20 protein-coding genes are annotated in these 26795 nt (G+C 49.0%); 8 read left to right on the forward strand and 12 right to left on the reverse strand.

Annotation, left to right across the window (positions count from 1 at the left end):
* Positions 1-1219: 1219 nt before the first annotated feature.
* Complete coding sequence (locus tag EJV45_RS00010; protein ID WP_129713570.1) at positions 1220-1585, reverse strand: DUF4870 domain-containing protein; 366 nt, start codon at positions 1583-1585, stop codon at positions 1220-1222.
* Positions 1586-1763: 178 nt separating this feature from the next.
* On the opposite strand from EJV45_RS00010, the gene EJV45_RS00015 reads away from it, so the two are divergent.
* The 5 genes from EJV45_RS00015 to EJV45_RS00035 all read left to right on the forward strand — a co-directional run bounded on the left by EJV45_RS00015 (position 1764) and on the right by EJV45_RS00035 (position 12137).
* Entirely contained in the window at positions 1764-3686 is a 1923-nt protein-coding gene (locus EJV45_RS00015; protein WP_129713571.1) for a LuxR family transcriptional regulator, read from the forward strand.
* A 77-nt stretch (positions 3687-3763) separates the two neighbouring features.
* Positions 3764-6889: a PAS domain-containing protein gene (locus EJV45_RS00020; protein WP_129713572.1), complete on the forward strand. Its 3126-nt coding sequence runs from the start codon at positions 3764-3766 to the stop codon at positions 6887-6889.
* A gap of 230 nt (positions 6890-7119) precedes the next feature.
* Positions 7120-10821: an ATP-binding protein gene (locus EJV45_RS00025; RefSeq protein ID WP_129713573.1), complete on the forward strand. Its 3702-nt coding sequence runs from the start codon at positions 7120-7122 to the stop codon at positions 10819-10821.
* 241 nt (positions 10822-11062) lie between these two features.
* Positions 11063-11791, forward strand: coding sequence for an FRG domain-containing protein (locus tag EJV45_RS00030; RefSeq protein WP_129713574.1), 729 nt, complete (start codon positions 11063-11065; stop codon positions 11789-11791).
* Positions 11792-11900: 109 nt separating this feature from the next.
* Positions 11901-12137, forward strand: coding sequence for a hypothetical protein (locus tag EJV45_RS00035; RefSeq protein ID WP_129713575.1), 237 nt, complete (start codon positions 11901-11903; stop codon positions 12135-12137).
* A gap of 12 nt (positions 12138-12149) precedes the next feature.
* Here the strand turns inward: EJV45_RS00035 and EJV45_RS00040 are convergent, their stop codons facing one another.
* The 6 genes from EJV45_RS00040 to EJV45_RS00065 form a co-directional block, all read right to left on the reverse strand.
* Positions 12150-12533 (reverse strand): hypothetical protein, encoded by a 384-nt coding sequence (locus EJV45_RS00040; RefSeq protein WP_129713576.1) that lies wholly within the window; start codon positions 12531-12533, stop codon positions 12150-12152.
* A gap of 153 nt (positions 12534-12686) precedes the next feature.
* Positions 12687-14690: an ATP-binding protein gene (locus tag EJV45_RS00045; RefSeq protein WP_129713577.1), complete on the reverse strand. Its 2004-nt coding sequence runs from the start codon at positions 14688-14690 to the stop codon at positions 12687-12689.
* A gap of 159 nt (positions 14691-14849) precedes the next feature.
* Positions 14850-15524, reverse strand: a complete 675-nt coding sequence (locus EJV45_RS00050) for a hypothetical protein (protein WP_129713578.1) — start codon at positions 15522-15524, stop codon at positions 14850-14852.
* Between the two features lie 172 nt (positions 15525-15696).
* Positions 15697-16800, reverse strand: a complete 1104-nt coding sequence (locus tag EJV45_RS00055; RefSeq protein WP_129713579.1) for a PepSY domain-containing protein — start codon at positions 16798-16800, stop codon at positions 15697-15699.
* The gene (locus EJV45_RS00060; protein ID WP_129713580.1) at positions 16797-19160 is read right to left on the reverse strand and encodes a TonB-dependent receptor; all 2364 of its coding nucleotides are present in this window, start codon (positions 19158-19160) and stop codon (positions 16797-16799) included. Before EJV45_RS00060 ends, EJV45_RS00055 begins: the two co-directional genes overlap by 4 nt.
* A 136-nt stretch (positions 19161-19296) precedes the next feature.
* Positions 19297-19680: a hypothetical protein gene (locus EJV45_RS00065; RefSeq protein WP_129713581.1), complete on the reverse strand. Its 384-nt coding sequence runs from the start codon at positions 19678-19680 to the stop codon at positions 19297-19299.
* Between the two features lie 136 nt (positions 19681-19816).
* On the opposite strand from EJV45_RS00065, the gene EJV45_RS00070 reads away from it, so the two are divergent.
* The gene (locus tag EJV45_RS00070; RefSeq protein ID WP_129713582.1) at positions 19817-20782 is read left to right on the forward strand and encodes a TIGR03885 family FMN-dependent LLM class oxidoreductase; all 966 of its coding nucleotides are present in this window, start codon (positions 19817-19819) and stop codon (positions 20780-20782) included.
* A 65-nt stretch (positions 20783-20847) separates the two neighbouring features.
* Complete coding sequence (locus tag EJV45_RS00075) at positions 20848-21708, forward strand: cyanophycinase (protein WP_129713583.1); 861 nt, start codon at positions 20848-20850, stop codon at positions 21706-21708.
* 55 nt (positions 21709-21763) lie between these two features.
* Here the strand turns inward: EJV45_RS00075 and EJV45_RS00080 are convergent, their stop codons facing one another.
* Both EJV45_RS00080 and EJV45_RS00085 read right to left on the reverse strand, forming a co-directional pair.
* On the reverse strand, positions 21764-22282 hold the full coding sequence (locus EJV45_RS00080; RefSeq protein WP_129713584.1) for a hypothetical protein: 519 nt from the start codon (positions 22280-22282) through the stop codon (positions 21764-21766).
* Positions 22283-22401: 119 nt separating this feature from the next.
* A complete protein-coding gene (locus tag EJV45_RS00085) occupies positions 22402-23133 on the reverse strand; it encodes a hypothetical protein (RefSeq protein ID WP_129713585.1) in 732 nt (243 codons plus the stop codon).
* Positions 23134-23254: 121 nt separating this feature from the next.
* Here EJV45_RS00085 and EJV45_RS00090 point away from each other — a divergent pair, with 121 nt between their 5' ends.
* Positions 23255-23962 (forward strand): uracil-DNA glycosylase family protein, encoded by a 708-nt coding sequence (locus EJV45_RS00090; RefSeq protein ID WP_129713586.1) that lies wholly within the window; start codon positions 23255-23257, stop codon positions 23960-23962.
* Between the two features lie 19 nt (positions 23963-23981).
* Here the strand turns inward: EJV45_RS00090 and EJV45_RS00095 are convergent, their stop codons facing one another.
* From EJV45_RS00095 to EJV45_RS00105, 3 genes are all read right to left on the reverse strand, one after another.
* Entirely contained in the window at positions 23982-24404 is a 423-nt protein-coding gene (locus tag EJV45_RS00095) for a DoxX family protein (RefSeq protein WP_129713587.1), read from the reverse strand.
* Between the two features lie 98 nt (positions 24405-24502).
* Positions 24503-25738: an MFS transporter gene (locus EJV45_RS00100; protein ID WP_129713588.1), complete on the reverse strand. Its 1236-nt coding sequence runs from the start codon at positions 25736-25738 to the stop codon at positions 24503-24505.
* Positions 25739-25849: 111 nt separating this feature from the next.
* On the reverse strand, positions 25850-26782 hold the full coding sequence (locus tag EJV45_RS00105) for an EamA family transporter (protein WP_129713589.1): 933 nt from the start codon (positions 26780-26782) through the stop codon (positions 25850-25852).
* Between the last annotated feature and the right edge of the window lie 13 nt (positions 26783-26795).

Consider the following 26795-nt stretch of genomic DNA (forward strand, 5'->3'; position numbering starts at 1 on the left):
TTTCAACGCAAAGATCAAAGCACTAAGGGCTCAATTCAGAGGTGTCAGAAACGTGGAGTTCTTCATGTTCAGATTGATGAAAATCTATGCTTAATCCAACTTGCCCCCCAGATTATTTGCTTGATCCAAAAAATGGCGCGATAGCGACAGCTTCGTTTATTGATGAGGCCTCCCCCCCAGGGATCACCGAAGCGACGGCCGCAGCAGAGCGGAGGACGGCGCGGAGGTAATCCTGACTATACGCACATTTTCTTTACGGCGATTTCGCCACGCCCTCGATCACCGAAGCGACGGCCGCAGCAGAGCGGAGAACGGCGCGAAGGCAATCGTGACTACACACATTTTCTCTACGGCGATTTCGCCAAGCCGGCACGGCTTGATCCCGGAAGGGCCGGAAAACAAAAAATGGCGCGATAGCGACAGCTTCGTTTATTGATAAAGCCTCCCCCCAGGGATCACCGAAGCGACGGCCGCAGCAGAGCGGAGAACGGCGCGAAGGCAATCGTGACTACACACACATTTTCTTTACGGCAATTTCTCCAGCCGGCACGGCTTGAAGCGGAAGGGCCGGAAAACAAAAAATGGCGCGATAGCGACAGCTTCGTTTATTGATGAAGCCCTCCCCCAAGGGATCACCGAAGCGACGGCCGCAGCAGAGCGGAGGACGGTGCGGAGGTAATCCTGACTATACGCGCATTTTCTTTACGGCGATTTCCCAGGCCGGCATATGTGATAGCCTAAGGCTCAGCTAAAGAAATTAACATGCCGTCGGCAGCAATGGTAACAGAAAGGACTGTCTGGGTAAATCATCAGTCCGGGCTAGCGTCACATCGCCTGTTGACCGATAATTCTAAAATGAATATGGAATTGGGCTGATGAAAATGTAGTAGCCGTTGTCTGCAGTTATATGTTATATGGCTATTTGAGTTTAACGCTATGCATTCAAAACGAAAGCCAGCGGCTGTCCGCTGGCTTTCCCCTTTTCTGTGCTTTCTTATTTCTTAAATGCAGCGCCATCAATAGACAGCTCTTCACGACTTATTGAAAGCACAGCATTACCGTAAAGATCACTGTAGTCAACCGCAAAAAAATGGTCAGAATAGCTGCGTTTCTCTGATGATTGAGAATATGGCTGAGGGGCAATACACAAACTTAACAAGCAAATAAAAGCAGCTTTTTTATAGTGAATGATTTAAAATTCAATTAACTGATTGCCACGCTAAGGCCTGGCGCTATTTCGAACCTGCACCTCTGGCTGGAGAAATGCAAACTTGCCTTCAAACATTTTGCCCACGAGCGGCAGCGGTTTTCTCGCTTCATTATTTGCTGCTATGATACCCAGTAACATCAGAATAAATGTTCCCAGGCTAACGACCAGCGACAGGATATAGGCGCCCGGCAAAATGGCAACTACAATAGACGACGCAATTCCCAGCAAGACCGATAAGATGATCAGTCCGAGGGATTGTTCCAGATGATAACCGACCAGGGCATCTTTATCTGCTCTTTTTTTGTACTCAAGGTAAGAAATGATCCACCCGATAATGGTGATGTAGGCTACTATAGCCAGTGTTTTGTTTTTCATAACTTTATATTTTTGTGAAATAGATGTCAGCAAATCTCGAATACTTTCATCCTGTCATCAAACAAATGTCTACTACAAGGTGTCTACAGCTGAAAAAAACGGCGTATACAAAACGTCTACCAAAACATGAAGTGCATACGCTATCAATAGCATAGTGGTAAATCGAAGACTGCCAGCAATGAGAGAATCCAGATCTTATCTTTATCTGATCTTCCTATTCAACTTATTAATTTCCCCTATCCTGCAGGCGCAGGATTACATCGTGGATTCGTTGAAGCAGGACCTTGCCAGATCAAAAACAACGGAGCAGGCGGTAAAAATGGCTATGCTTGCGCGGGTCATGTACGAGGGAGATCCGGAATCCGCTCTCAAATCGGCGAACGAAGCGCTGAAACTGGCCCGCAAAAACCAGGATAAGGCGCATCTTACATTCTGTTATGCAACACTGGGATATATAGCAATGCAGCGCGGTGGGCAGGTACAGGCAAAAAAATATATTGACACGGCGGTAACGTATGCGGGAAAAACTAAAGATCCGGCAACTGCCTCTTATGCATGGCTTCGCCGCGGCTGGTTCGACCTGGTCGTTGGTAACAATGAACAAGCTATGGTTAGCTTGCTCAAAGCAGCAGGGCTTGCAGAAAAACAGCAAAACAAACAGGCATTCAGTTATCAGTCGCTGATCAATCACTATATGTCCAGCATTTATGCCTACGGAAGCGACACCGCTAAACAACGCAGATATGCAGTAAAAAGCTTGTGGGCTGCCCGGCGAAGTGGCCGTCCGGATGATATACAAACCGGCTACATGACAGTTGCCCATAGTTTCCTGTCAAAGTTTGAGCGGGACTTGTCACAGCGAAAATGGCTGGATTCATCAAAAGCGTTTTACAAACAAGCCATGCAGTATTATCTCGAAAGAAAAAGCCGCATTTACATCCAAAGTAACGGCGCTGCTACTGCACTGAACCTTGGCAACATATATTTTAAATATCATCCGCGAAGCTTCCGCGACAGCGCCGAATTTTATATAACTATTGCACTAAATATTGGCAGAAAGACAAAGAGTCATGAAGTCATTGCAAATTGTTATGGTCTGTTGAGCGAATACGCCCTGGCAGATAAGGAATACAAAAGAGCTGAAACCTTTTTGTTAAACGGCCTTGCAGAACTGGAGAGTTTATCGCCGGGAGCCGATCTAACCAGATCAAGACTTATGCTTGGATTGGCCAACGTAGCTGAGCGCGCAGGCAATTCCGGTAGTGCCCTGGCCTATTACAAGCGGTACATAGATTATTATAAAAAGGTTTTTGATGCTGAGAAGCTGGCAACAGTTCAGCGTATGGAAGAAGAGTTTCATACGGCACGGCAGCAGGACGAGATCAGAAATCTGAAGGAGCGTGAAAGTTTTAACCGGAGATCAGGCTGGCTGTACCTCTGCATCGGCGCGGTCAGCATCCTCTTCCTGTGCTTTTTACTTCTTTCCTATCACTACAAACTCAAAGCAGCCCGCCGCCAGGAACAGCTGGCTGAGCAGGAAATGCAAAAGGCAGCACTCAAATTGCGGTTGCAGGAATCGGAGGCTGAGCGCCTGGTGCTTGCCAAACAGGAGTCTGATCTGCAGATCACACTAAAAGAACAGGAACAGGCCCGGTTAGAGGCCCAGCAGGAGCTGCTTCAGGACCGGACGGAATGGCTGGAAAAAGAACTGCTGGCTGGCGTTCTGAAGATTGAGGAAAAGAACGCCATTTTAGATTCGCTCAAAGCACGGGCACCGAATAATGAAGATAAAATTACGGCCAAACACATCAGTCAGATCGTTAACCAACACCAAAAATTGGATGAGCAGCAGTATGAGCTTAGCCAGATGCATCCAAACTTCTTCAACAGTTTGCAGGAAAAATGCGGCAACAATTTGACGCGGCTCGACCTAAAATACTGTTCATACATATTGATGGGACTGGACACAAAGGAAATAGCTATTCGGCTGGGCGTGGAGCCAAAAAGTATTCGCATGGCGAGATACCGGCTTAAACAAAAATTCAGCCTTTCGAAAGATGACAACCTTGACCAGTTCGTGAGATCATTTGGAAGCCGGTAGGGTTCTGTACCTTAAACTACCCCAATCCCCAATTTTATCGTACTTTTGCAGCCGTTATCGATTTCAGCCTGTACACTATGAATAATACAAGCAGTTCGGCATTGCCGCCTGTTGCTTTGCGCATCTTTGACACCCTGCCAGGTCAATACCTGGTCTTGTCGCCGCAGCTAACTATTCTTACTGCCAGCAATAGATACCTGAAGTTCGCCAACCTGAGCAGGGAGGATATTACCAACCGTTCACTTGCTGATGTCTTTTCCGGTTCCTTGTTTAACTGGTCAGATGAGGCGAAAAACCTGATAATTGAATCGTTGCAGCAGGTTGTGACCACTCAGTTCGCCGAGCAGTTATCCATACCTGGAGCCTTCTCCGAACCAGCGACCGCCCCGGTAGAAGTATTAAACCACCCGGTTGCAGATGATGACGGTGCTGTTGCCTATGTGATCCATGAAATTCGTTCCGTACCGGCAGGAGACGCTATGCAGGATAAATCGGCAGAAACGATTCGCATGAAAGAAGATGCGGAAACCGGCCAGCACGACAGTGACATGCAAGTTCTGTTCGATGCAGTCCCCGCCCAGATTGCCATTCTCCGGGGGCCGGATCTGACCTACTCATACATCAACCCACAGTATAAAAGGGAGCTTTTTCCACACCGGGAAGTGTTGGGTATGCCGCTGCTGGCGGCGTTACCTGAGATCAGCAACGATCCGATCGTTCAGATCCTATACTCGGTGTATCACACAGGCAAACCGTATATTGATACTGAGATCTGCGTACCCTTGGCCGCTGAGGCCGGCGGCGAGCTGGAAGACCATTTTTTTAACGTCGTCTACCAACCGCTGCGCAACGAAGCGGGAGAAATTGATGCACTGCTAAGCTTCAAATACGAAATTACCCAGCATGTTGCAGCCCGGAAACTCCTGGAAGAAAAGACGGCAGATCTCGAAGTTCTTAACAACCGGCTCCATGATGCCTACCAGGAGCTGCAGGCTATAAACGAAGAACTGAATGCAAGTAATGAGGAGCTTCAGGCTACAAATGAAGAACTGAACCAGGCCCAGGATGAACTTGCCATTCTCAATGAAACGCTTGAACAACGCATTCTGGAACGTACAGCCAGATTGCAGGACAGCGAGCATGAACAGCAGGCGCTTAATGAAGAGCTGATGGCCGTGAACGAAGAGCTGTCATCGACAAATGAAGAACTGATTGACAGCCGCACGCGGATTGAAGAGACCGCCGAGCAGCTTGCCATGAGCGAACAAAAGATCAGGAGCCTGGTAGACAGTGCCCCCTTTCCGATTGGTGTGTATGTTGGCCGCGAAATGCGCATAGAAATGTTGAACCAGGCAATTATTGACACCTGGAACCGCGGCAGCGACCTGATCGGCAAAACATACGCAGAGGTCTTGCCCGAACTTGCAGATACCGGGGTTTACGAGCACCTTGACCGGGTGTACACGACCGGCATACCCTATCACACCAGAAACGAAAGGGTTGATCTGCTGGTAGACGGCACACTCACGCCGTTTTACTTCAATTACGATTTTACGCCACTTTTTGACAGCAGCGGCAAGGTTTACGGCGTAATGAATACCGCAGCAGATGTAACTGATCTTGCTAACGCCAAATTGCAGGCTGAGCAAAGTCAGAAAAGCCTGTATAACATCATTATGCGCTCTCCGGTGGCAAAAAGTATCTTGCTTGGTGCAGAATACAATGTAAATGTTGCTAACGACAGGATGATCACCCTTTGGGGAAAATCCCGTGAGGAAATGATGAACCACCCTATCTTCGAAGCACTGCCAGAGGCCAAAGGACAGGGCCTGGAAGAGCTGCTGGCCGACGTTTATAACAACGGGCAGACCTTTGAGGCCAAGGAAAGAGCTGTTTCACTACTGAGAAACGGCAGCCTGGAAACGATTTATCTTGATTTTGTTTATCAGCCCTACCGCGACGCACACGAAAACATTATCGGTGTGATCGTGACTGCCATTGATGTGACGAGCCAGGTTGTATCCAGGGAGCGTGTACAGCAACTCAACGAAGAACTGGCTGCAACAAACGAAGAACTTCAATCGGCAAACAACGTTCAGGCGGGTATAAACGAAGAGCTAAACGCGCTGAACGAAGCACTCAAACTTAGCCAGGCCGAGGTCCAGCTCGCAATCGATGCAGCCGGTCTTGCAACCTTTGACCTGAATCCTAATACCGGCAGGTTTGCAGGTAACGATATGACTAAGGCCTGGTTTGGGCTGCAGCCTGCAGACGAGATCGAGCTTGAAAAAGCGGTCGCTGCCATAGCTGAAGAAGACCAGGAACGGGTGCAGCAAGCCATTGATACGGCGATGTCTTACGCTTCAGGCGGAGACTATGACATACATTATACGATTATCAATCCGCTCGATAAAGTGGCAAGGGTTGTCAGGGCAAAAGGAAAGGCCCAGTTTAATGAGAACCGAGAGCCCATCCGACTCAGCGGCGTTCTTCTCGATATTACCGAGCAGAAAAAAGACGAGCAGAGAAAAAATGACTTTATCGGCATAGCCAGCCATGAGCTGAAAACGCCATTGACCTCCCTCAAGGCGCTTATACAGGTTACAGGCCAGAAGCTGAAAACCAGCGAAGACCAGTTTCTAAAAAATACTATAGAAAAATCTGGCGTACAGGTTAAGAAGATGGAAGCCATGATCAATGGTTTTCTGAATATCTCAAGGCTGGAATCGGGAAAAATGGCAATTGAGAAAACACGGTTCAACCTGCAAACGCTGATTGAAGAAATCATAAAGGAAACTGCGCTGACAACAACAAGTCACCAGATCGTATTCGAATCCGGGTGTCCGGTTGAGATAACCGCCGACGCAGACAAAATTGAATCAGTCATATCAAATCTGATCGGCAATGCGGCAAAGTATTCTGCCCGCGGCACTAATATTACGGTAAACTGCCAGCAAAGTTCAAAGCATGTCACGGTAAGTGTAACCGACCAGGGCATGGGCATTACACCCGAAGATCAGCAGCGGATTTTTGACAGGTATTTCCGTGTTGAATCCAGCCATTCGCGGCATATTTCAGGCTTTGGTATTGGTCTCTATCTCAGTGCCGAAATTATCCACCTGCATAAAGGTGAAATAGGTGTTACAAGCGAGCCGGGAATTGGGTCGACTTTTTACATCAGGTTACCGCTGGATCTGGACTAAGCGGGCATAGTTGCATTTCTGACAGCCGGCGTATCGTCGGGAAAAAGTGGAATTCCGCACGGGGAATATCCCGTTCATTGTTTTGGTCAGGTACACCAGATCTGGAGAGACCACTATTGCTTTGTCCATTATTCCCAGCTTGTGTACATAAAATCTGATGCTGTTTCCTGCCACCTGGCTGGACTGCCTGTTTTTTCTATCTTTGTGGCGATAGCCACCAGGCTTTACAGATGAATTTACGCGAACAAGAAAGCACCGAGCAGTTTTTATCAGGAGGTGGTGAGATGGGTAAACTGATCCGGTCTATGGACTGGTCGAAGACTGCACTGGGACCAATAGAATCCTGGCCACAAAGTCTTCGCACCTCGGTTAGCCTCTGCCTGTCTTCGACTTTCCCTATCCTGATTGCCTGGGGTCCTGAAACCATTCAAATCTACAATGACAGTTACAGGCCCATCTGTGGTGCCAAGCACCCCGAGTCTATGGGTATGAACTTTCGGATCTGCTGGGAAACGGCCCTGCCGGTAGTTGGTGATGCCTTTACCCGCGGTGAACATGGCGAAGGCACGTATATCAACGACCAGCGTATGTTTCTTGACCGCTATGGTTATCTGGAAGAAGCATTTATGACCTTCTCATTTGCGCCGATACGTGATGAGACCGGTGGCGTGGGTGGTATCTTTCATCCCATTACCGAGACAACGGTCAAGATTCTCAGCGGCCGCCGTACGCAGGCACTACGCGATCTGGGCGCTGCCATTGTTAAGGCTAAATCTGTTGAAGAGATCGGGAGCCTTACAGTAGCGCGGTATGATGAATATAACCTGGATATTCCCTTCCTGCTATTTTATCAATTGGGAGAGACCGGGGCCAGACTGATAAGCGCCGCCGGCATTAGTGACTGCTCTGCGCTAAGCCCTGTACATATCGCGCCAGGTAACGATACAGCCTGGCCACTCGATGCCTGCGCACGTTCTGGCAAGATGGAAACCGTAACCGATCTGGCGGGGCGTTTTGGCACTTTCGTTTGTGGCCCCTATGAAGAACCTCCGCATTCGGCTGTTATCCTGCCGCTCAAGCTTTCGGGTCAGGAAGAGCCTTACGGATTCATGATTGCCGGTGTGAGCGCCAGGCGGGCACTGGATCAGGATTATCTTAACTTCTACGATCAACTTCTTAACACCTATAACACGGCGATCTCGAACGTTTACGCGTATGAACAGGAACAGAAACGCGCCGAGGCACTGGCAGAAATAGACCGTTCCAAAACCGCATTTTTCAGCAATGTGAGCCATGAGTTCCGCACGCCGCTTACTCTTATGCTTGGTCCGCTGGAAGATCTGCTTAGCCGCGAGCCCCTGGAAGATGAGCTCAAACAGCCAATCGAGGCCACGCACCGCAATGCGCTCCGGCTACTTAAACTTGTGAATAACCTGTTGGATTATAGCCGGGTTGAAGCTGGGCGTGCTCAGGCCGCATATCAGAAAGTAGACCTGGCAGAGTTAACTGCTGACCTGGCCAGCAGTTTCCGGTCAATCATCGAGAAAGCGGGAATGCAGCTTTTGGTGGAGACCGAAACGTTGACATCACCCAGTTTTGTTGATAGGCAGATGTGGGAAAAGATTGTCCTGAACCTGCTTTCAAATGCGTTCAAATATACCCTGAAAGGGACCATTACCGTGGCGCTCAGCCAGCAGGGCAATCATGCTGTACTGCAGGTTAAAGACACCGGTATCGGGATACCGGAGAAGGAACTGCCACATATGTTCGAGCGCTTTCACCGGGTAGAAAACGCTGCAGGCCGTACGCATGAGGGAACGGGCATCGGTTTATCACTGGTGCATGAACTTGTCAGCCTTCACGGCGGCGAGATCGCCGTTGCAAGCAGCGAAGGCATTGGCAGTACATTTACCGTCAGATTGCCCCTGGGCAGTGATCATCTGCCGCAGGCGCACATGCTTACGACAGAAAAAACTGTCGATACAACTGCCCTGAAAGGTGCGTTTATCCAGGAGGCCTACAACCTGCTGCAGGATAATGCCGGCGCTGAATACGCCAATCCGAATGCAAACAGCACTATGAGCGCGCATCAGGATTTGTCTGTAACCAAAGAAACCAACATTCTTGTTGTAGACGATAATGCCGATATGCGTGCCTATCTCAACAGGTTACTTGAACCGTATTTCTCGGTTACACTTGTCGTGAATGGCGATGATGCGCTTCGCAAGATCCGTTCATCGGATTTTGATCTTGTACTAAGCGACATGATGATGCCGGTACTTGACGGAAAACAAATGTTACGCAGGATCAGGGAGACACCTGGTACGCAGAACCTGCCGGTCATCTTTCTCTCGGCCCGTGCCGGCGAAGAAGCACGTATTGACGGACTTGAAGCGGGAGCCGATGATTATCTCGTCAAGCCTTTCTCGGCGGCCGAATTGTTAACGAAAGTCCGGGCACAGATCAAAATCAGCAAAACACGTAACCATGCCGAACGGCAGTTACGGGAATTACTCACCGAGGCGCCGGTCGCTATTGCAATCTACAGCTCAGCGCTGCATATAATTGATTTTGCGAATGAGCGGATGCTTCAGTACTGGGGAGTAACCGCAGCGGAAAGCTTTGCACGGCCTTTACTGGAAGTCATGCCGCACTTGGGGCAACAGGGTTTCGGCGAAATCATGGATAAGGTTTACCAGACCGGCGAACGGTTCGTTTCTGGCGAAATACCGGTAACCATAACCAAGGGGGGTATAGAAGAGACCACCTATATTCATTTAACGGTCGAAGCCCGCCGAAGCGAAGACAATGAAATTGTAGGTATGATCGCCGTTGCGGCGGATGTAACCGAGCAGGTTCTTGCCCGTCAGAGCCTTGAAAAGGTTACCGATACACTTAAACTTTCACTCGACGCAGCTAACCTGGGTACATGGCGAACAGATCTGGGTACCGACCACCTGATCATATCAGATATAACAAGCCGCATTCATGGCTTACCTCCGGGAACCGAACTCATGTTTTCAGATAGCGTGAATCTTGTCCTACCTGAACACCGCGAAACACTTATACAAGGCATTCGAAAGGCTATAGAAACAAAGGGACGATTCAGCGAGAATTACCAGATTCAGCCGGCCGATGGCGGAAAACGCAAGTGGCTTAATTCTACCGGCAAAGCTGAGCTTGATAGTGAGGGAAATGTGACAGGCGTAATCGGAGTGATCATTGATATAACAGAATCTAAGGAGGACGAGCTGCGGAAAAACGATTTTATCGGTATGGTAAGCCACGAACTGAAAACGCCTCTGACCTCGCTGAATGGGTATGGACAAATCCTGGGTCTGTATTCACGAAAAAACAATGACGAATTTCTTCAGGATAAGGTCGACAAAATCATCGTGCAGACAAAAAAGATGAACAGCCTGATCAACGGCTTCCTGAATGTTTCCCGTCTGGAATCAGGAAAAATACTTCTTGATAAGACCCGCTTCAACCTCTACGAATTGATTGGTAGCATCATAGATGAAACCGCAATCATTAACAATAGCCATACAATAACCTTCACAGGGCAGCAGGACATCATCCTCTATGCCGATCGCGACAAAATAGGTTCTGTCCTGTCCAACCTGCTTAGTAATGCAGTTAAATACTCGGGCAGAGGGCACAAGATCTATGTTTCGGCAACGCCCGGCTCCACTGAGGTAACCGTTGCTGTCAGAGACGAGGGTATCGGCATTAAACCGCATGATCTTGAAAAACTATTTGAAAGATATTACCGCGTAACCAATGAAAGCACCCAGCACATTGCCGGTTTCGGAATCGGACTTTATCTGAGCGCAGAAATTATTAACCGGCATGAGGGCAGGATCTGGGCTGAAAGCGTTCCCGGCGAAGGTTCCACTTTTTATATTACCCTGCCCCTGTCGCAGGAATAATTTCTTGTGCAACATCACATGACCGGGGGGCCTCCTATTGTTTTTCATTGAACATAGCCCCTTTCTCCCGGCTGTCTTTTTTTTCGTTGTTAAACTGAACAGTATGTCGCTGACCGGCGTTAACTCATGTAACCCGGCGGGGGATACGCCGAATATCCGCTGCTGATAAAGAGCGGGTCAGGCCTATAAGAATTGTCATAGCCGCCGGCAGGCGAAATATGAATTCTCAGGGATAGCACATATGCAAACTGTAGAAGTAAGTAGCATTGAACATTACCTGACACTGATCAAAGAACGGAAGGCGCAGCGAATGTCCGCAGGACACATTGAAGATTTCTTATTCCGCGGACAAGTTATGGACTCTCCCCTGCTACCCAAGATCTGCAGGCTCAGGGCAAAAGGGGAAATTCTTGCTGTTGAGCGCAAATTACTCGTTGAATTTAAGCGTACCAATCCGCTGCTTATTGAACAGCTCCGCGCGATGGACGACTGGGACTACCTGACCATAGGCCAGCATTTTGGCCTCCCCACGCGGCTGCTTGACTGGACCAACAATGCCCTTACAGCGTTGTGGTTCGCAACCTCACCGATAGATGCACACATTCCACCCGATAATGACTTTGCCTTGGTATGGCTGTTGATGGCAGACAGCAGCGATTTTGATCTGGATATGGAGCAAACCCATCCGTTCGATGTACAAGAAACGAAGATGATCAGACCACGGATCATCAAACAACGCATTAATAGCCAGTCGGGCGTGTTTAGCGTCATGTCTACCGCAGACCTCGAACAAAAACGGTTCCTGAACGAAAGCGACACTTACAATCAAAAGCTGGTAAAGATCAAAATCAGTAAAGAGCGTTTCCCTGAAATCAGGAACGATCTGAACACTCTTGGCGTAAATGCATTTACAATCTTTCCGGAACTTGAAGGGCTCTGCACCCACCTGCAGTGGCGATACTTTGATTAACCGGCATTGATAACCCGATTGCCCGGAGAAATTTTAAACCTTAGACCGGGCTGCCCTGTTCCATCATAAAAGCTGATCCCTGCTTTACACCGACTTAAGAAAAATTATCATGAGCAATCAGAATAACGAAGACACCACCCGGAACGAGGCGCATACCAGGCGCACTGAAAACGGGTCTGAAGAAGTTGAAAAAGGACTTGGCTATGGTGCGCCGGGAGCGGGCTCAGGCGAAACCGTTCCGGCAGAAGAGGGTATCCCGGCAGAAGAAGCCATTGAAGAGATCGAATCAGGAGGCAACCAGCGGGATACAGAAGAAACCGCCGACGACCGCGATACGGCTGTCTGATCAACACCTCCATTAAAGACAGCAGGCCACTATCAGAGGGCTGGCAAACAGGATGGCACCCATGGCAAACACAGCGGTCAGGATATGAATAACTACATGTTTTGCACGCAGCAGAACCAGCTGTTCAATCAGCCGCCCAAGCCAGAACAGGGACATCCCGATCATAACCGCCTTCCCCAGCCTGGTATTTAGCAACTCGTCAGGATACGCAAAACACAGAAATGCGATCAGGAAGAAAATATAGATGATCCGCAGGTTGAGGATCTGAAGAATTCCACGGTTTGCAAAACTCAGTTTCTTCAGTTCTGTTTTCCAGTTAAAGAGTTTCCAGAAAAGCAGGTGAAAACCTGCAAAGGCAAGGCTGTAGACGCCACAGACTAAAACGAGGGTATACATTTGGCTGCTGTTTACTTAAAAGTTATGCTCCAAAACGGGCGTTGTATAACGACCAGTCAGGAACCTGGTTGCAAACTACAAATATTACTGATTGTTAATGCGGCAATTTGTGTGCATGCGCAGCCCTGCCTCCTTGTCGGCCGGAAATGTCGGTTAGTCTGCCTGCGCTCCGCCGGCGGCTGAAGATGCTGCAGGCAGGATAAACCAGAAAGTACTGCCAGAACCAGGCTCACTTTCGACCCCTATTTCGCCTCCGTGCCTGGTCACAATGTCTTTCGCAATATACAAGCCCAGGCCCATGCCAGATCCGGAAGTTTGGTGAGGCATAATGCGGTAATATCGCTCAAACACATGTTCAAGCTTATCTAAGGCAATGCCTGGCCCCTGGTCGGTCACGGAGAAGATTGTGCCGTTTGGCGTACGGCCGATCGAGACCTGAATTCCTTCCGGACCCTTACCATATTTGACAGCATTCGTGATCAGGTTGGTAATGACCTGTTCCATTCGTTGTTCATCTGCGAAAACCTCCAGATGCTTCTCTCCCTGTATGGTGATATCGTGATGGTTCCATTGCCTCTCGCGTTCAATACATGCCTGAACAAGCGCAAAAAGATTGAACCACTTTTTCTGAAGCATGACCTGGCCTTCGCGTATGCGGCTCACATCGAGCAGATCTTCAATCAATGCACGGATGCGGCGGCCGCTGCCCAGCGCCTGGCCGATCAGGTGGTCAGCCATCGAGCGGTCTTCGCGGTTCTTTACCCTGTTCAGCAGTTCGAGGGAAACATTCAGGCTTGTAATGGGTGTACGCAGCTCATGACTTGCAATTGAAACAAAATCATCTTTTTGCTGTTCCAGGCGCTTCTGTTCTGTAATATCGAGTACAGTTCCCAGCACGCGCTGTGGCTCACGCTGCGCATTGAAATAAATGTTTCCCTGAATGCGGATCCAGCGAATTGCCCCATCCAGAATAAGCCTGGCCTCGTAATACATTTTACCCGTCTTTGCACCCGCCTGGTGCGCATCTCCCGAAAGATGGCGGTCTTCAGGGTGGAACTTTTCAAGTATTTCAACCCTTGTCGGTGAGGCTGCAAACCCAAAGATATCGTTGAACCGATCTGAAGAAATTAGTTCCTTTGATGCATAATGATAGTCGAATGTACCGATATCCGCAGCCTCGATTGCAAGTCTTGCGCGCTGCTCAACATCTTCAATACGTTTTCTGGCAAGTACTTTTTCTGTAACATCTATGCCCACAACCAGGACCGAGCGCACGGCACCGTTGGCCGCAAACACAGGTTTGTAAGTAAAGTCTACGTAGACCGTTTCAGGTTCGTTATTGCGAATAAGGTTTAATCTGTGTTCGACAGCGATGAAAGCTTCGCCGGTGTCAATTACCTGCTGCAAAACGGGCGCGTAAACCTCAGCAGCTTCTGCAACACCTTCCCAGATTACCTGCCCTTCAAGTTGTTCCCGACGTTTGCCAACAAGCTTAAGATAATCGGTATTTACAGCTTCAACAACAAGATCGCCGGCGCGGATCAGGCAAATGGCAAAAGGTGCCTGCAAGACCATCTCTCCGAACCTGCGGTCACTCAGACTTAGTTCGGCATACGAAGTTTGCAGTTCTTCATTCGTCGCGGCCAGCTCTTCGTTCATAGCCGCAAGTTCTTCATTGGCTGCCGACAACTGCTCATTTGCGACCGAAAGTTCTTCGTTGGAAAGGCTAAGGTTCCGGTTTAGCCGATCTACAAGTTCCTGCTGCCGCACACGTTCAGTAACATCTGTTGCGGTATGTAAAATGCACTGCACACGACCATCGGCATCGCTAACAGCCCTGTATTCAAAATCAAAGTAATAGCGCTGAAGTACGCCCTCTACGACAAGATCTGCCGCCGTATTTTGACCTGATAGGGTAATTCCCTCTTTCCAGACCCGGGCAAACATATCTAAAAATGGCTGGGTAATAAGTTCCGGCAACGCCTCTTTCAAAGGTAGACCTATAACTTGTCTGCCTTTGCCCCAGATGGCCAGCATCGCTTCATTTGCAAAAACAATCCTGGCGTCTGCCCCGACATGAATGGCCGTGGCATCTTTACTAAGTGTTAGTACCTGCAGTATCTGATCAGACGACAGTCCTGATGTATTTTGATCCATGTATGTTTTTACAACGCTAATTCAAAAGTAAGTAACGCAAACTGACATTGCGTAGTTGGATAAAATTTAAAATACTTAATCAGGTAAATCAATGCTATGGACACCCTTTTCGAATAAGTAATCTTAAAGCCTGCAGGGAGAAGTGGACTAAACGAAAAATCAGCCCCTTTGCTCAAGCTGGCGAAGCCAGTCATGAACGTATTTTCCCCACCTGGAAACCCTGACTTCTGATTTTAGTCTCTGGGCAAAAAGAATACGACCGCTGATATCGGTGATCACAACAGCCTGCAGCGGTGGAAGGGTTGCGGAATGTTTGTGCTTAAAACGCACTTTACCGGTCTGCCTGCGTTTGGATGGTTCGCCTTCAATACAGCGCAACAGGAGCTGTCCATCCAGAACCTGCTGGCCCGGATAAGCAAGCAGCCGGTAATTCGGGGCGTCATCAGCTGCACCGATCTGACCAGATACGAGGTATTCAGACGCGCTGTCTGCATCGCAGCTTACAGTCACCTCTGCTGTACAAAACGCAAATGCGGCAATCTCCTGTTCAAACTCATCTACAAGGATAACCCGTTCGTAAATACAGTTCTTCAATATTTCGCCGAAGGTGAGTGTAAGAGGGTGCGAACCGGAAATCTCGTTATTCGTCCACCCGATCACCTCTAATACAAGACATCCGGTTTCATTTGTCAGGTCTTCCCTTTTGCAAAACTGAAAGTCGAGGTGATTTTGCGCATCATTCGTACCGAGCGTTACGGTAAGATAAAAAATCAAAGCATTGTTCTGTACTTTGACATACGCTTCCCAATACTGATATGCCGTTGAACAGTTCATTGTGTGCTTTTCTCAAAGATAGAACTGGAAACTTAGGTCTTTCAGATAAATACGTATTCAGGTACTAAACGGATGTGGAATTTATCAAAAAGCAGGTAGTTAAGGATTACCTTATCCGTTTAACTACCTGCCTGCAAATAATCTTACCTGGCATGATTTGCCAAAAAACGTGTTAAGTGAACTGCCGCCGCCGGCGTCTGATCCACAGCAGCGCCCCTGTAATGGCAAGAAGACCGGGTGTCAGACCAAGGATTACGTACAGGATTTTAACCGGCGTACCACCAAAGTGGCCGGCATGCAGCTGGAAAAACGTTGCTTCAGCGCGCGTAGCTAAACCCTGTTCAGACAGGCGCTCAATCGAGACAATCCCGGCGGTTTGCGGGTCTATTGCTACCGAGTTTCCGTTATAGAATAATGCCTCTTGTGCGGGAACAACACCTTTGGCTACGAAATTTTTTCCGGGCTGCGTAGGCAGATACACGTTTTTTATAACCAGGTCCGGGAATGCCTGCCGGGCTTTTGCGAGCATGCTGTCTATTGAAGAAACCGATGCGACAGCAGCAGGGCTTGCCACTTTCTGCCTGTTCCAGTACCCAGGATCAAAAGAAAATTTATTCATCCAGAAGCCGGTAAAAAATATGATCAAATTAAAAACGAGTGACCATACCCCTACCACACGGTGTAAACCTGAAGCAATGGTACGCCAGTTCTTCCAGGCAATACCCGCCCGGAAGGTTAACACCTTCCATACATGCCGCCGGTATATCACAAAGCCGGTAATTGTAGACAAAAGCATTGTCAGCCCGAAAACGGTAGCCAACAGCAGACCGGGTATGCCCATCTGGAAGCTCCAGTGAAACTGGACAAGCCAATGCATAAGGCCCGTTCGCAAATTTCGAAGTTCCCCGTCCCGCAGTACCTTACCTGTGTAAGGGTCAATAGTCATCATACCAAGATCGTATGTACTCAACCGGCCATCATTCTGGTAAATTCTGAATTCATAGGCGCGGTCCGGGCCGGCATCAGGATTTAACCACGCAATTCCCGCTGCTGCCGGTCGTCTTGCTACGATTTTACGGTAAATTACATCGAGCGGCAAGGGCTCTGCGGCTGGTTTAACCCGAAGCAGGTCTGCATGCAGCGACTGATCGATTTCTTTCATAAAAACGATCATCGAACCACTCAAACCCAATAGCAGCAAAAAGACACCACTGATCAGTCCAAGCCAGCTATGCAACCGGAAAGCCTTTTTCCTAAGCTGGTTTAACGCACTCATCTGATCTGATAACTTACACCGACCCTGAAATTGAAGGGATCTCCCAGACCGCCGGTGGTTGTTGATGAACGGCTGCCAGTGAAATAATGCCTGTTGGTCAGGTTAAACGCGTTGAACTGAATCCTGTAACGGGCAATCTCATAGTCGATCGCCGCATCAAATACGGTATAGGCTGGAAAGACAAAGTTCTGATTGCTAAGCAGACCTACCTGATCACCGATGTAACGCCAGCCGCCCGCAACCGCCAGGCCCTTCAGGCTTCCCGTTAGCCGGTACCGCAGCCAGGCATTCACCATATGGTCGGGTGCATTTGCAAAACGGTCGCCTTTTTTCCCATAAGAACTGGTGCTGCGCAGCACATGCCTGTTATATGCGTAACCTGCAATCAGATCTATGTTTCCGGCGGTTCCTGTTAACGACAATTCCAGTCCGGTACTGCGGGTGCCATCTATCGCCGCCTGTCTGTGACTGTTTTCTTCTGTCGGTGCCGGTGTGAGGATATTTGCATAATCAATCTGGTAAGCCGAAATAGTCGCAAAAACGGCTCTTTTCAATAACTCAGCCTTGGCTCCCAATTCATACTGTGTTGCCTGCCGGGTAGGAAATGGCCCACCTGACAAGGCATTATTGGATGTCTGCGGATTAAATGAACGCAGAACCGTTCCGTAAACAGACAGTTGCTCCAACGGGAGATAGACCAGGCCAGCCCGTGGTATAAATCCCGAAGCTTTTAATTCATCGCCCTGCTTATTGTCACGCGGGGAAAGCGGGGTTTCAAGTGCATCATAGTGGTCATAACGAAGCGACAACAGCAACTTTAAAGTCCGGCCGAGACCAACCTGGTCCTGAACGTAGGCGCCAACCAGGTTTGTAATGCGCTTGTTATCATCAGATTCCTCTGCCGGCGCATCAGCAGCGGGTACATCATTCCGGTAATCAGGGTGCAGGATTGAGATGCGTGTTGATGCTTTATATTGATAATCATTTTGCGTCCAGCCATAGCGGTTATAGTCAGCACCAACTATGATCTGGTGTTGTAAGGGCCCTGTCTTTGTGCTGTAGCTCGCATAAGCCGTACTTTGCAGGCTGAACCGGTCGGTTTCCCAGTCCTGGTAACCCCGGCTGATCGAATCGTTTCTGATTCTGCCGACCGGTATATGGTCCGTATAGTCAAGCACATTTCTAACCGCACGCTGCACAACAGTGAGCTTCAGATGGTCTGTAAAAGCATGATTAAATGTTAACGTTGCAGATGCGTTGTTCGTTTTTCCGTAATCGGTCGGACTTTGAATTGTCAGGTTTTTGGGGTAATAGTTAAAGTCAAAGGTTCCGTCTGCATTGGGCCTGATAAAGCTACCATTGTCATACTGATGAACCGCCTTTTGATAGGCATAATTGACCTCCAGATTAAGTGATGTAGCAGCTGAGAAGAGATATGTAAGGGAGGGGGCGAAAAACAGGTTTTGTTTTTCCTGCTCCGCGCGAAAGCTGTTTGACCGATCATAACCCACGATTGCCCTGTATAACAACTTTTTGTCTTTCGTCACAGGGCCGGTAAAATCTGCAGATGCCCTGTAGAAATTCCAGCTGCCGGCAGAAAGGTCTACAGTATAACGTGATGTGGCTTCCGGCTTCTTTGTTATAAAATTGATTACACCCCCGGGCGCGCCTTCACTAAACAGTGCGCCCGATGGTCCGCGCAGCAGTTCCACCGACTCGATATTATAAAGCAGCGGCTGCTGACTCCACAGAAACAGGTTACCGCGAATACCATTATACAGCAGAAAACTGGCATCATTTGGCGAATATGCGGTAAATCCGCGCATACTGAACGACCCGTTTCCATTGTTCGCCTTTAAACCGGTAAAGCTGCCGGCGAGTTCATTTAATGTGAAAGCCTGTCGGTTCCGCATCACTTCTGATGATACCACCTGCACAGACTGCGGCGTTTCCAGCAAGGGCATATCCATGCGCGTGGACGTGGCCGACTGGCTGATATGATACGGCTTCTTTGATCCGTTCACCGTAACTTCCCTTAATTCCAGCTTACTTTCTGAAAGTTCAAGACTAAGAAAGGGATTGTTGCCTTCGCGAACCGTCACATTTTCTTTCAAAGCAGAAAAACCGAGGTTAGAAACACTGAGCACATACAGGCCGGCAGGTACTCCGCTGATGCTGAACCTGCCTGCGTTATCAGTTTGGGTGATATAGTCACGCTGACCGAGTTTGATGGTTGCACCGGCAACAGGCCCGCCGCCGGCATTCATAATTCTTCCTTGTAAATTTCCCGAACCGGGTTGACCGAGGACGCTGTTGGTCAACAAAAACAGCATTCCCAGCATGAATGAATAAATCTTCATTGCGTATATAAGATTTTCCCGATGCAATCTGCCGGTTTATGACCGGTTGACACGCATCTGGCGATTTAAATAAAAAAGTATAGCCCATCTGTACAGCAATGACTTTACTGCACAACAGGATGGAGATTAAAACAGTTTAAATAAACCGGGAACGCTTTGGGGGCTGAAAAATAGTGGCCGATCGGCTGAGGAGTGCCGGTACAGCAGCGGGAAAGTATTTTGTGTGGGGATATTCGGGATCTTCGAAACAGACGGAAGCAGGGTCCTGGTTTAATGCCTCCTGCTGGCTGTTTTTACGGGCTTCCCTTTCCTGCTTACGTTCTTTCTCCTGTACTGCCTTAACCTTTTTCATCAGGTAACAGCGGCCATTACAATGCAGTTGCGGGCGCGCCTTATTTTCGCACAACACGGAAGCGATATAATTTTTGTTCACCTCAAATTCAGCATACACCATAAAGCGTGAGAAACTTGAGCCAAGCAGGGTTAAAATTAAACAGAAAGCAAGTATCCGTTTGAACATTGGCGCAAAGATACAGGGAATACACTTGTCAGAAAATAAAAGTGTCAAAAAAACCAGGCATGCATAAAGTCAGGTTTGCAGGTTTAATTAACGCGTGCCTAAACCAAAGCTTTCCGGGTGGTGTTATGAGCATGCTATGACACAATTCGCCTATCACGCTTCACACGAACAATTCAGCCCGACCGAACTTAGAGAACATGCAGCCCTTGCTGAAGCTTCGGGCTTTGACGCAATTGCTTCATCAGATCATTTTCACCCCTGGAACAAGCAACAGGGTCATAGCGGCTTCTCGTTTGCCTGGCTTGGGGCATCCATGCAGACAACGCGTCTTCCGTATAGTATGGTTTGCGCTCCGGGCCAGCGTTACCACCCGGCCATTGTTGCGCAGGCGCTGGCTACACTATGTGAACTGTTTCCGGGTCGGCTCGACGTGGCGCTTGGCAGCGGAGAAGCGCTGAATGAACGTATTACGGGTGAAGAATGGCCGGAAAAAGATGTACGAAACCGCCGGCTTAAGGACTGTGCTACAGTAATTCGCAGTCTGCTTGCCGGTGAAACAGTAAACCATTCCGGTCTGGTCACAGTGCGAAATGCTAAACTTTATACCCTGCCAGAAACTACTCCGCGTCTCTTTTGTGCCGCGCTGAGCGAGGAAACTGCACGCTGGGCAGGAACATGGGCCGACGGCCTCCTTACAGCGCATCAGGAACCAGATGCCATGAAAGCCGTTATTGCCGCATTCCGTGAAAACGGCGGTCAGGACAAACCCATACACCTGAAAGTGCAGCTCTCTTATGCGGAGACACGCCAGGAAGCCCTTACGGCAGCCCATGAACAATGGCGTACCAACATCCTCTCTCCTACGCTCCTTGCCAACCTTGAAACAACTACGCAGTTCGAAGCGGCAGCCGAGTTTGTTAGAGAGGAAGATCTGACAGAAATGGTACGGGTTTCAGCAAACGCTGACGAGCACATAGAGTGGATCAAAGAGGATATGAAACTTGGTTTCGACAGGATCATCCTGCATAATGTAAACCGCAGCCAGGAAAGATTTATCAAAGATTTTGGCAACATGGTCCTGCCCGCCCTGCGGAATATGTAATCCCGGCTCCGCAGACGCTATACCTAGTGAAGATCAGGGCCAATCAGCCCCTCAATAATTTGGTTATGAAAGAAGAAAACAGCTGTCCGCAACCGAATGGAGTTTTGCTCATCGTAGGCGGCCATGAAGACAAGACCGGTGCGCCCGAAAAAAAAGTGCAGAAGGCGAATTATAAACCGCTTGAAGTACTCAAAACTTTTTTAGAACTGACAGGTAAAGACAAGCCGGTAATTGAGGTAATCACCTCAGCCAGTTCGGAAGGCCAGGAGAGTTTTGCTGACTATGAAAAAGCATTCCGGGAGCTTGGTCTTGCAAATATTGGTCATATTCATCATAACAACCGCGGCGAGGCTAAAGACTCAGGGCTGGCCGATCGCATCAGGGAAGCCGACGGCGTATTTTTCTCAGGTGGCGACCAGTTGAAATTAACTTCATTATACGGCGGAACGCCGATGTTATATACGCTGAAACAGCGCTATATCTATGATAAGGTTGTAATAGGCGGAACCAGCGCAGGTGCCATGGCTATGTCTACGCCGATGATCTTTGCCGGGAATGCAGAAGCCCAGCAGCTTGTCGGTGAGATTAAAATTACCACTGGACTGGAATTTCTGAAAGAAGTTTGTATTGATACACACTTCGTTGATCGCGGACGCTTTATCCGGATGGCGCAGGTTGTTGCCACGAACCCAACCTGTATAGGCCTCGGCATCGAGGAGGATACGGCTTTGCTGGTGCGGCAGGGCGACGAACTGGAAGTTGTGGGCAGCGGCACGGTTGTGATCATTGAGGGCTTCGGAATTTCAGATTCGAATATCCTCGATTTCGGAACAGGAAAAACCATCTCCATCCAGGACCTTAATGTAAAATTGCTTGGCCGTGGCGACCGCTATATGATACCCCGTGTAAATCCGCCTCATTTGTAACGGACAATAGATAGATAGTCGTTACCGATAGACCCAGCTCTGTCAGCAGAACTATTTACAGTGCATTTACTGCCGTGATATTGATACCGGTAAAACAATCGTCCTGGCAGTTTTTCGGCACATAACCGCAGGATGAAATAATTCCGTTATTAGCGGCTTCAAAATAGGTATCTGCATCTTCGCGCCTGACCAACCATTGGGTTCGAGCCATGTCATAGATCTGATTGAGTGTGCGTGTTGCAGCACCATCAGAATGGCTGTTTAATCCGGTCCGGTCTTCGGTCCACTGCCCGAGGGTTTCCACGGCACCATTGTCTTTTCGGATTTTAGCAATATATTTTCTTCCGGTCACCTCGCCAGCCTGAACGGTAATCACTGTCTCGGTAAAATATCCGGTCCAGGATGCGGATCGAACCGTATAGCTGTATGAATCAGCAGAAGACTTCTTAAAGGCAAGCCAGGTGTCAAAGCTTTTTTCCAGGTCGCTTCGGTAAGTAAGGCCATCTTTTTTACAGGAGATCAGGGTTGTGCCTGCGACAAACAGAAACAACAGCGAAAGCATCATCTTTTTCATGGTTACAGTATGGTTATGTTGCTCAGAACGCCGGGGCTTACCAGGGCGCTACATGAGCGGAAAAATATTGGAAAAACAGATACTTCCGGGGGCAGCCTGCCTCCCGGAAGTAAAGACCATTACCTTCTGTTGTAATGATCAACAGCATCTTCGAGATGCCTGCCGGCTGATGCTCCGACAGCATATCCGCCTAGCGCGAATCCTGCCCCGATGCCAAGCAAAGCATAACTTGCACCGAAACTCGGCATACGGCTGTCGAATGAACCAACCGACTTCGAGCCGGAAATCAGGAAGGATGCAAGTCCGCCGATAATCGCCGCGCCCGCTACACCGTACATCACCCGCGAGGTTGATACCTTCCGTTGGTACCTTTTCAAAAGCTCCTGACTTTCCGGACTGTCTGCCATGTCGTGCATAAGATTGATGGAATTAACGCGCTTCAAATCTTCAAAGCCTTTGTTGTAATACATACGGGTGTCAACGCGCTGTGGCACGGGACGCCGGTAGCGCCCAAATTCGCCCGATAAATCTACGTCGTAAGCCTGTTGCTGATAAAGGTTCAGTTTACCTTCGACGATGCGCTCGGAAAAGGAGCTTACCCCCCCCAGGTTCAGGCGGCGTGTATTGCCGAAAAACCCTTCTTCATTGCTAAAGAATTTTACCTGCGCCGCCGGGACCCGGCGAGAATCGACGCGAAGATGCAGGGAACCATAAAAATCAGCTCTTAGCCTGATGCGTTCGGCCTGAACCACGGAATCTGAATACAGGTAGAGATAATTGCCAGCGGGCTGCTGCTGAGCCGCAGCGCTCAGGCCATAGCAGCCCAGCGCGATGATGAGTAATTTTTTCATATCGGTTACATGTGTGTGTGTAATCAATACTACTTAAAAAAAGTGTAAAAAAACCTTTGTAATCAACTCGATACGAAAGATTTGCCGACCGGCATCAAAGACTGTTTTTTTATCTTTGCCTATGACTTTTGCAGATAAGGTTATCGCATACAACCGCAAACTTGAGTATACCGGTCTTCCGCTGCCGCCGGGTATACGTGTAATGAACCCGTTTCGGGAGAATCCGCAGGCGCTGGAAATCTCTGAAGCATTTTATCGCAAATATTATAATGATGAAAAACCGCGGTACCTGATTCTCGGCATTAACCCCGGCCGCTTTGGTGCCAGTCTTACCGGGGTGCCTTTCACTGATCCGAAACGACTTGAGGCCGTATGCGGTTTAACGTATGAGGGCAAAGCTTCGCACGAACCGTCTTCCGTTTTCATATACGAGATGATTAATGCCTACGGTGGACCCGAAAAGTTTTACGGAGACTTTTTTATCAACTCGCTTTCACCACTGGGTTATGTAGCACAAACTGCAAACGGCAAAGAAAAGAATTACAACTATTATGACAGTCCGTCGCTGTTAAAGGCAACAATCGCTTACATAGTTCAGAACATCCGGCAGGTTCATGATCTGGGTGTCTTCACCGATTGTTGTTTTTGTCTTGGAACCGGCCAGAATGAAAAGTTTCTGCGTAAGCTAAATCAGGAACACCATTTCTTTCCAAAAATAGAAGCATTGGAACACCCGCGTTTTATTATGCAGTATCGTCAGAAGACACTGACTGACTACATCGAAAAATACCTGAACACGTTCCGTAAAATCCTGGATGGGAAAGGGTAAAGTTGGCGAACAACCAACTTTAAAGAATTGACCGCTTGTTCTTTAGTCCCAAAAGTACGTTTTTCAGGACCGGGTTTAGCAGAATCACAGCTGTCCACACAAGCATGCCAAACACCACTGCGAAATAAAAGGGTTCACCCACGCGGACCATGGTAGCGGTCGCTCCCCCGAGGAAGGCCGTGACCAGGATTGCGCCCGGAATGCGTGTGCGCGGAATTGAATACACTATTGTGGCGAGCAGAAGTACTATCCCCACAGGCCGGACAGTGTAGGCGGGCCAACCCAGGGCAAGTGTTCCCTTCACGGAATGCGGTTCCAGCATGATTTTGCCAACGGCATCGAATAATAAAAACAGGATGCACAATACCAACAGGATTTTTCCCGCCAGGGCGGTTCTTCCGGTTGCTGAACTGTTCAGGGTGGTGGCTGATTTCTTTCTCATAACTTATTATGATGAATAAACATATATGATACAAAAATAGCACCCGCAGCGCCTGTTCACAGTGTCTGAAAACGACATGCTGATGGGCCGGATGCGGCTTATTGACCATCCGGCGCAGCCGCCGCGGCCCGCCAATGCCTGAACCGCAAATGGTATAACAGGTAATAAGCTAAGGCGGTAAACAAGCATAGACCAAACAGGATCCACCACAGAAGCGGAAAACCGGCACGTTCAACCACGAGCCCCCCGGCTGCAGGCCCGATGATCTGGGCGGCGGCCCAGCCCATTGCAAAAATACCCGCATAACTGCCACGGTTGCGAACCGTGGTTCGCGCCACCCAGAAAGTCGTGATAAAAGGTATGGCCAGGATCTCGCCAAAGGTAATCAGCACAACCACAACCAATGCGTTGCTCTTTCCGGGAGGAAGTACGTTGACACAAAGAAAAGCAAGCGCAGAGAGCAGGATACCGGCAACAGCGTATAACAGCGGATGTCTGCGGTTTTCAAGCCGCTGCACCAGCACCATCTCAATAAATACGATGATCAGTCCGTTCAATGCAAGCAAAAAGCCGATGAATTTTTCGTTGAATCCCCACTGCAGTTTATAAAATACCGGCTGGATAACCATGAACTGGACAAAACAGGAGGCATAACATAACATGAACAGCATAAAAATGAGAAACACCCCGTCCCGATAAGGACTCGCTTCCTGCGTATTTTCCGGCTGATGCTCTTTTTTACCGGCCTGAACCCGCCGCGGCATAAGCCGAAGAAGCATCAGTGCCGCAAAAATATTGGTAATGCCATCGACCCAGAAGATGAGGTGATAGTCTATAGAAGCGAGCAAACCGCCCAGCCCACCGCCAACAGACCAGCCCAGGTTAATCGCCAAACGATTGAGCGAAAAGGCCCTGGTTGTTGCCTCGGGGGCGCTGTAGGCTGCAACGGCGGCTGTGTTAGCCGGTCTTACCGCTTCGTTACAAATACTTAGCACCAGGATACCTGCTGCCATCACCTCAAACGACCTTAAAAAACTGACCATGACAAACAGCGCACCGCCAATCAGCATGGAACCGACCTGCACGTCATAAAAACCCAGCCAGTCGGTCAGTTTGCCCCCGATAAAGCTCCCGATAATGGCACCAATGCCAAAGATTCCCAGCAGGATTCCGGCCTGCCCGACAGAAAAATGAAGTTCACGGATACAATAAATAGACAAAAACGGCACGACCATGGTTCCGCACCGGTTGATAAGCATGACCAGGCTGAGCAGCCAGCTGTCACGTGTAAGACCGCTGTATGCAAGCCGGTAGATATTTATAATAGCATTCATTTGGTAGTCAGGCTGATCGGTTAAACGCGCAAATTACCGCATCGGGCTAGTTTTCACTTGTATTTTTACGACATAGCGTATGGTCTAATGCCGGGAGTCCATAATCTGGACTCAGGCATGTCTCCTGACATACTTATCAAGATTCAGCAACAGCACACTGAGAAGAATAACGGCCAGGCCGGTCATGTGCCAGAAAGTAACATGCTCACCGGCAAAAAACACACCAAGCAGCACAGCGATAACCGGGTTAACATAAGCATGCGTACTGACCTGGGTGGCGGGACGAACCTTAAGCAGCCAGACATATGCGCTGAACGCTGCAATCGAGCCAAATATGATCAGGTAGGCTATCGCCAGCCATGAACGAAGGGGTACACTGGCCGGATTAAAGGCATTGAACTCATCATGAAGTGCTGCCAGCAGAAAAAAGGCCAGACCGGCAACGATCATTTGCCAGGCTGTATTGACAGAAACGGGAGAAGCGCTGGTTTTGCCTTTAGACCACAATGAACCGGCCGCCCAGGCCACCGGCGCAAAGATCAGCAGGATGATGCCCTGCAGGTATCCCTCCTTTGGCTGCGCAGCCTGTTGCCCGAGTTCCTGTCCGAAGAGCATCAGCACCCCGATAAAGCCGCTCAGCAGCCCGAGCAATGTCGCAACGTTGCGAAGATTCTTCTTCCAGTTTGCTTTGTCGAGCACAACAAACCACATCGGATTGACAGATACCATAATGGCGACCATTGCACTGGGCAATACCTGTTCCACCCAAATCACAATGCCGTTGGCAAGGAAAAGCATCAGCAGACCGCTAATGCCCGAATTGACAATGTCGCGCCGGTTCCAGACCGGCTGCTTCCTGACTGCGCACCAGCCAAGCAGCAGCAGACCGGCAATACTGTACCTGACAGCGCCCATCAGCATGGGCGGGAAACCGTCTACAGCTATCCGGATGAAAAAGTAGGTTGAGCCCCACACAACATAGACAATGGCAAAGGCAAGAATCACATACGCAGCAGAGGCTTTTGAACTGGAAATTTGTGTCATGAAGTTTCGGATT

This window comes from Pedobacter sp. SYP-B3415 (genome assembly GCF_004138205.1).
In the GTDB taxonomy this organism is placed as follows: Bacteria; Bacteroidota; Bacteroidia; order Sphingobacteriales; family Sphingobacteriaceae; genus Pedobacter.

What these genes read in the sequence shown, in the direction of transcription:
- EJV45_RS00090 (WP_129713586.1), top strand. Translation starts at nt 23,255, where the DNA reads ATGACTTTTGCAGATAAGGTTATCGCATACAACCGCAAACTTGAGTAT.
- EJV45_RS00095 (WP_129713587.1), bottom strand. Translation starts at nt 24,404, where the DNA reads ATGAGAAAGAAATCAGCCACCACCCTGAACAGTTCAGCAACCGGAAGA.
- EJV45_RS00050 (WP_129713578.1), bottom strand. Translation starts at nt 15,524, where the DNA reads ATGAACTGTTCAACGGCATATCAGTATTGGGAAGCGTATGTCAAAGTA.
- EJV45_RS00040 (WP_129713576.1), bottom strand. Translation starts at nt 12,533, where the DNA reads ATGTATACCCTCGTTTTAGTCTGTGGCGTCTACAGCCTTGCCTTTGCA.
- EJV45_RS00105 (WP_129713589.1), bottom strand. Translation starts at nt 26,782, where the DNA reads ATGACACAAATTTCCAGTTCAAAAGCCTCTGCTGCGTATGTGATTCTT.
- EJV45_RS00010 (WP_129713570.1), bottom strand. Translation starts at nt 1,585, where the DNA reads ATGAAAAACAAAACACTGGCTATAGTAGCCTACATCACCATTATCGGG.
- EJV45_RS00055 (WP_129713579.1), bottom strand. Translation starts at nt 16,800, where the DNA reads ATGAGTGCGTTAAACCAGCTTAGGAAAAAGGCTTTCCGGTTGCATAGC.
- EJV45_RS00045 (WP_129713577.1), bottom strand. Translation starts at nt 14,690, where the DNA reads ATGGATCAAAATACATCAGGACTGTCGTCTGATCAGATACTGCAGGTA.
- EJV45_RS00025 (WP_129713573.1), top strand. Translation starts at nt 7,120, where the DNA reads ATGAATTTACGCGAACAAGAAAGCACCGAGCAGTTTTTATCAGGAGGT.
- EJV45_RS00070 (WP_129713582.1), top strand. Translation starts at nt 19,817, where the DNA reads ATGACACAATTCGCCTATCACGCTTCACACGAACAATTCAGCCCGACC.
- EJV45_RS00065 (WP_129713581.1), bottom strand. Translation starts at nt 19,680, where the DNA reads ATGTTCAAACGGATACTTGCTTTCTGTTTAATTTTAACCCTGCTTGGC.
- EJV45_RS00100 (WP_129713588.1), bottom strand. Translation starts at nt 25,738, where the DNA reads ATGAATGCTATTATAAATATCTACCGGCTTGCATACAGCGGTCTTACA.
- EJV45_RS00020 (WP_129713572.1), top strand. Translation starts at nt 3,764, where the DNA reads ATGAATAATACAAGCAGTTCGGCATTGCCGCCTGTTGCTTTGCGCATC.
- EJV45_RS00080 (WP_129713584.1), bottom strand. Translation starts at nt 22,282, where the DNA reads ATGAAAAAGATGATGCTTTCGCTGTTGTTTCTGTTTGTCGCAGGCACA.
- EJV45_RS00060 (WP_129713580.1), bottom strand. Translation starts at nt 19,160, where the DNA reads ATGAAGATTTATTCATTCATGCTGGGAATGCTGTTTTTGTTGACCAAC.
- EJV45_RS00015 (WP_129713571.1), top strand. Translation starts at nt 1,764, where the DNA reads ATGAGAGAATCCAGATCTTATCTTTATCTGATCTTCCTATTCAACTTA.
- EJV45_RS00035 (WP_129713575.1), top strand. Translation starts at nt 11,901, where the DNA reads ATGAGCAATCAGAATAACGAAGACACCACCCGGAACGAGGCGCATACC.
- EJV45_RS00030 (WP_129713574.1), top strand. Translation starts at nt 11,063, where the DNA reads ATGCAAACTGTAGAAGTAAGTAGCATTGAACATTACCTGACACTGATC.
- EJV45_RS00075 (WP_129713583.1), top strand. Translation starts at nt 20,848, where the DNA reads ATGAAAGAAGAAAACAGCTGTCCGCAACCGAATGGAGTTTTGCTCATC.
- EJV45_RS00085 (WP_129713585.1), bottom strand. Translation starts at nt 23,133, where the DNA reads ATGAAAAAATTACTCATCATCGCGCTGGGCTGCTATGGCCTGAGCGCT.